This window comes from Microbacterium sp., assembly GCF_036566905.1.
GTDB lineage: Bacteria > Actinomycetota > Actinomycetes > Actinomycetales > Microbacteriaceae > Microbacterium.
In genome coordinates, this window is sequence record NZ_DATCVK010000203.1 from 1 (window position 1) to 4,554 (window position 4,554).

Consider the following 4,554-nt stretch of genomic DNA (forward strand, 5'->3'; position numbering starts at 1 on the left):
TGGCGTGCGCGCAGCGCGTCGGCGGCGTTCCGCGACGCGAGCCAGAGGTCGCGGCCGAGGGCGCCGGCGAAGTCCGCACCGCACGCGGGGCACCGCTGCTCGGCGACCATCCCCGCGGCGCACACCGGGCACCGGACGACGTCGAGCAGCTCGGCGATCGCGGTGTCGCTCCAGGCGTGCGTGCGCCGTTCGCTCACGGTCCCGCCGCTCACGCGTCGCTCTCCCGGGCGGCGATGGTGGCCGGATGGTCGTCGGGCACCCACTCCAGGATGTCGCCCGGCTGGCAGTCGAGCACCCGGCAGATCGCGTCGAGCGTCGTGAAGCGCACCGCCTTCGCGCGCCCGTTCTTGAGCACCGACACGTTCGCGGGGGTGATGTCGATCGCCGCGGCGAAGTCGGTGACCGACATCTTCTTCTTCGCCAGCTGCACGTCGAGGTTGATGATGATCGGCATCAGACCACCTCCGAGAGGTCGTGCTCGAGCTGCGACGCCTTGCGCAGCAGTCCGCGGAGCACCACGAGCAGCAGCGACAGACCGGCGCCGACCACGATGCCGAGCAGGCACAGCAGGACTATCGACGGCGACCCGGCCGGCGCGGTGATCAGGAACGCGAGGGTGGTGACGACCAGCACCGTGGCGAAGACGACGGCGGCAAGGCTCACATCGACCCAGACGAACGCGCGCGGCGTGAAGATGCTGTCGGCGCGCACGAGGGTCAGCAGCCGCCAGACGCAGACGAGCACCACCTGGGCGCAGAGCGTGAAGATCACGCCGATGACGATTCCCGGCACCTCCAGATACGCGAGGTACGGATACATCCCGGCCAGCGATCGCGCCATGCCGGGCAGCACCGCGACCTGACACAGCAGCAGCAGCGCGATCAGCACCGCGATGAGTGCTTTGAGGACCACGATCGTTGTGGGGCGCATCACGAACCTATCGATAAACGGCAAGGACCTATCGAAAAACAATAGCCATCGCATCCGTCTCCTGCGCAAGAGGGATTCCTGAGGATCGACTGGCAACGTGTGCGGGGGTGGCCGGCGGAAGGCTCGCCGAGTAGCGTGCGGGCGTGGGCTCCGTGACGTACTTCAACTCAGCCTCGCTCGACGGCTACATCGCCGGACCCGACGGGCGGTGGGACTGGGCGACGCCCGATGCCGAGGTGCACGCGTTCGTGAACGAGCTGCTCGCCCCCGCGCGCACGCACCTCTACGGACGCAAGGTGTACGACGTCATGAAGGTGTGGGACGACCTGCCGCTCGACGACCTGTCGCCGGCTGAACGCGAGTTCGCGCTGCTGTGGCGCGACGCCGACAAGATCGTCTATTCGAAGACGCTCCACACGGTGACGACGCGGCGCACCGAGCTGCGCGCCGACTTCGATCCCGTGGCGGTGAGGCAGATGGCGGATGCCGCTGCCGGCCCGATCGCGATCGGCGGCGGGCAGCTGGCATCCGTGGCCGCGCGCGCCGGCGTCCTCGACGAGGTGCAGATGGTGATCGCGCCCGCGCATATCGGCGGCGGAGTCCGCTTCCTCGACGCCGGTCTGCGACTCGATCTGGAGCTCATCGGCGAGCGCCGCTTCGGGAACGGATTCGTGTACCTCGGATACCGCGTTCGGCGGGGGAAATGAAGAAACCCCCTCCATGTAGAAGCTAGGAGAGGGTTTCAGTGGCTCCGACCGGCATCGATCCGGTGACCTTTCGATTTTCAGTCGAACGCTCTACCAACTGAGCTACAGAGCCGCGCGACATCTCTTATACAAGACCTGCCGCGTCCTAGACGAAAGGCCCTCTTCGAAAAAAGGGCCCGTCGCTCGGAGCGACCCTGACGGGACTTGAACCCGCGACCTCCGCCGTGACAGGGCGGCACGCTAACCAACTGCGCTACAGGGCCATGCTTTTGAATTATGGGAGTGACCCCAACGGGATTCGAACCCGTGCTACCGCCGTGAAAGGGCGGCGTCCTAGGCCGCTAAACGATGGGGCCGGGTGAACCCTGGGGCTCACTGCCGAGGACCAAGCATACGTAATCACTGGGCAAAACGCGAATCGAGGGCGTGGCGCCCTTGTGGATCCCGTCGGCCAGGCGCAGACTGACCGGGTGACCGCCGTCTGGGGCGGCGGCCGACATGCGCCACTGGGGGTTGCGCATGTTACTGATGTTGCTAGTGTGAAACGAGTTACGCCGCGAGGGGAGGACCCGGTGCAGCCCGAAAACATCACCGTGAAGACCCTTGCCGACGACGCGGCGGAGTGCGGGTGCGCCCCGTCCGCGAGCGAGAAACGGCGGCTCTGGCCCGCGATGAACCGGCGCACCGCGTTGGGACTCGGCATTCTGGGCGTCGCCGCGCTCAGCGCGACCGCCGGCACGATCGGCCCGCTCGTCAGCCCCGCGTACGCCGCGGACTACCCGTCGTGGGACGACGTCGTCGCCGCGAAGAACAACGAGGCGGCCAAGGCCGCCGAGGTCTCCAAGATCCAGCAGCTGATCGCCGGACTCGAGGCCGATGTTGCGGCCAAGCAGCAGATCGCCCAGCAGCTGGCGGACGAGTTCTACGTGGCGCAGCAGGCGTACTTCGACGCGGCGCTGCGTGCCGACCAGCTGCAGCAGCAGGCCGACACGCAGGGCGCGGCCGCGGTGGATGCGGCGAACAAGGCCGGGCGCGTCGCCGCACAGCTGTATCGCAACGGCGGGGACGACACGTCGCTGGAGCTCTTCTTCGCGGGCTCGGCCACATCGGCCGACGACCTGCTCGCCCGCCTGGGCACGATGGACAAGCTCGTGCAGCGCAACCAGGACGTCTACGCGCAGGCCGTGACCGCCCGCGACTCGGCGCAGAGCCTGAGCGATCAGGCCGCCGTGCAGCGCGCCGAGCGCGACCGGCTCCAGAAGGTCGCCGAAGAGAAGATGGTCGCCGCGCAGAAGGCGGCTGAAGAGGCGCAGGCCGCTCTCGACGCGCAGAACGCCAAGCGCGGCGAGCTCGAGGCGCAGCTCGCCGCCCTGCAGGACACGGTCGCCAAGACCGTCGCCGACTATCAAGAAGGCGAGCGCATCCGCAAGGAGGCCGAAGCCGCAGCCGCAGCCGCGGCCGCCGCAGCAGCCAAGGCGGAAGCGGACCGCATCGCCCGGGAGAACGCCGGCGGTGGCGGAGGCGGCGGTGGCGGTGGTGGCGGCGGAGCCGTCGTCGGCTCGGGCTGGGCGCGACCGTCGTCGGGCTGGCGCAGCTCGGGATACGGCCCCCGCACCGTGCAGTGCGGCAACAGCTACTGCTCCAGCGGCTTCCACTACGGCGTCGACCTCGCCGCCGGCTGCGGAGCGGGCATCTACGCCGCTTCCGCCGGACGCGTCGTGTACGCCGGCTGGAACGGCGGGTACGGCAACTACATCAAGATCGACCACGGCGGCGGCATCGGCAGCGGATACGGCCACATCCGCACCGGCGGCATCTTCGTCGGCGTGGGCCAGTGGGTCAATGCGGGCCAGCTCATCGCGAGCGAGGGCAACACCGGCAACTCGTTCGGCTGCCACGTCCACTTCGAGACGTACGTCAACAACTACCCGGTCAACCCGATCTACTTCATGGCCGACCGCGGAATCTCGGTCTGACCGACCACACACTCTCGAACGACGAAGAGCGGATGCCGACGGCATCCGCTCTTCGCTTCGACAGCAAGTCAGAGGGTGTTCGGCGCGACGCCCTCACCCTGGGTCGCGGTCTGGCCCTCGTGCTCCTTGAAGCGGTCGAAAGCCTCGCCGACGAGACGCTCGGCCTCGGCCGCGCTCGCCCACTCGTCGACCTTGACCCACTTATTGGGCTCGAGGTCCTTGTAGTGCTCGAAGAAGTGCTCGATCTCCTTGCGCGTGAACTCCGGGATGTCGTTCACGTCCTGGATGTGCGCCCAGCGCGGGTCCTTGCCGAGCACGGCCACGACCTTGTCGTCGCCGCCGGCCTCGTCGCTCATCTTCAGCACGCCGACGGGGCGGACGCTCGCGAGCACCCCGGGGGCGAGGTCGAAATCGAGCAGCACGAGCACGTCGAGCGGGTCGCCGTCCTCGCCGAGGGTGTTCTCGAAGAACCCGTAGTTGGTCGGGTAGCCGAACGCGGTGTAGAGGATGCGGTCGAGGAAGACGCGGCCGGTGCCGTGGTCGACCTCGTACTTCACGCGGCTGCCGCGCGGGATCTCGATGACGGCGTCGTACGCGCCCATAGTGGTACTCCTTCGGAAAGACGTGGGATGCCGCGACAAGCCTAGTCGCGGAGCGTGCCGGGTACGGTGGGCGGGTGGAGGAGCGCAGACCCGGACTCGACCCCGCCGTCGCGGAGGTGCGCCTCGCCGTGCGGCGGGCACTCACCGGCCTCGAGCCGGGTGCCACCGTGCTCGTGGCGCTGTCGGGGGGCGCCGATTCGCTCGCGCTCGTCGCGGCGACCGCCTTCGAGGCGCCGAAGCTCGGCCTGCGTGCCGCAGCGGTCACGGTCGACCACGGTCTGCAGGACGGGTCGACGGATGCCGCGGCCGCCGCCGCGGCGAGGGCGCAGGCGCTCGGAC

General features: G+C 68.9%; 7 protein-coding genes and 3 tRNA genes. 3 read left to right on the forward strand and 7 right to left on the reverse strand.

Going from position 1 to position 4,554, the window contains the following annotated elements; genetic code table 11:
- The 3 genes from VIP82_RS17020 to VIP82_RS17030 all read right to left on the reverse strand — a co-directional run.
- Positions 1-197: hypothetical protein (locus VIP82_RS17020; protein WP_331910753.1), on the reverse strand; the 197-nt coding region annotated here is incomplete at its 3' end.
- 11 nt (positions 198-208) lie between these two features.
- Complete coding sequence (locus VIP82_RS17025) at positions 209-454, reverse strand: helix-turn-helix domain-containing protein (protein ID WP_331910755.1); 246 nt, start codon at positions 452-454, stop codon at positions 209-211.
- On the reverse strand, positions 454-930 hold the full coding sequence (locus VIP82_RS17030) for a DUF2975 domain-containing protein (RefSeq protein ID WP_331910757.1): 477 nt from the start codon (positions 928-930) through the stop codon (positions 454-456). Before VIP82_RS17030 ends, VIP82_RS17025 begins: the two co-directional genes overlap by 1 nt.
- A 143-nt stretch (positions 931-1,073) precedes the next feature.
- On the opposite strand from VIP82_RS17030, the gene VIP82_RS17035 reads away from it, so the two are divergent.
- Positions 1,074-1,637, forward strand: a complete 564-nt coding sequence (locus VIP82_RS17035; protein WP_331910759.1) for a dihydrofolate reductase family protein — start codon at positions 1,074-1,076, stop codon at positions 1,635-1,637.
- A gap of 39 nt (positions 1,638-1,676) precedes the next feature.
- On the opposite strand, the gene VIP82_RS17040 is transcribed toward VIP82_RS17035, so the two are convergent.
- The 3 genes from VIP82_RS17040 to VIP82_RS17050 all read right to left on the reverse strand — a co-directional run bounded on the left by VIP82_RS17040 (position 1,677) and on the right by VIP82_RS17050 (position 1,993).
- Positions 1,677-1,749: transfer RNA gene (locus tag VIP82_RS17040), tRNA-Phe, on the reverse strand.
- Positions 1,750-1,826: 77 nt separating this feature from the next.
- Positions 1,827-1,900 (reverse strand) — tRNA-Asp (locus tag VIP82_RS17045).
- A 20-nt stretch (positions 1,901-1,920) separates the two neighbouring features.
- Positions 1,921-1,993, reverse strand: a tRNA-Glu gene (locus VIP82_RS17050).
- Positions 1,994-2,209: 216 nt separating this feature from the next.
- On the opposite strand from VIP82_RS17050, the gene VIP82_RS17055 reads away from it, so the two are divergent.
- A complete protein-coding gene (locus VIP82_RS17055) occupies positions 2,210-3,613 on the forward strand; it encodes a M23 family metallopeptidase (RefSeq protein ID WP_331910761.1) in 1,404 nt (467 codons plus the stop codon).
- A gap of 68 nt (positions 3,614-3,681) precedes the next feature.
- On the opposite strand, the gene VIP82_RS17060 is transcribed toward VIP82_RS17055, so the two are convergent.
- Positions 3,682-4,215, reverse strand: coding sequence for an inorganic diphosphatase (locus VIP82_RS17060; RefSeq protein ID WP_308866032.1), 534 nt, complete (start codon positions 4,213-4,215; stop codon positions 3,682-3,684).
- Positions 4,216-4,289: 74 nt separating this feature from the next.
- Here VIP82_RS17060 and VIP82_RS17065 point away from each other — a divergent pair.
- Positions 4,290-4,554, forward strand: a 265-nt coding sequence (locus VIP82_RS17065) for a PP-loop family protein (protein WP_331910763.1), incomplete at its 3' end; no start/stop codon positions are given.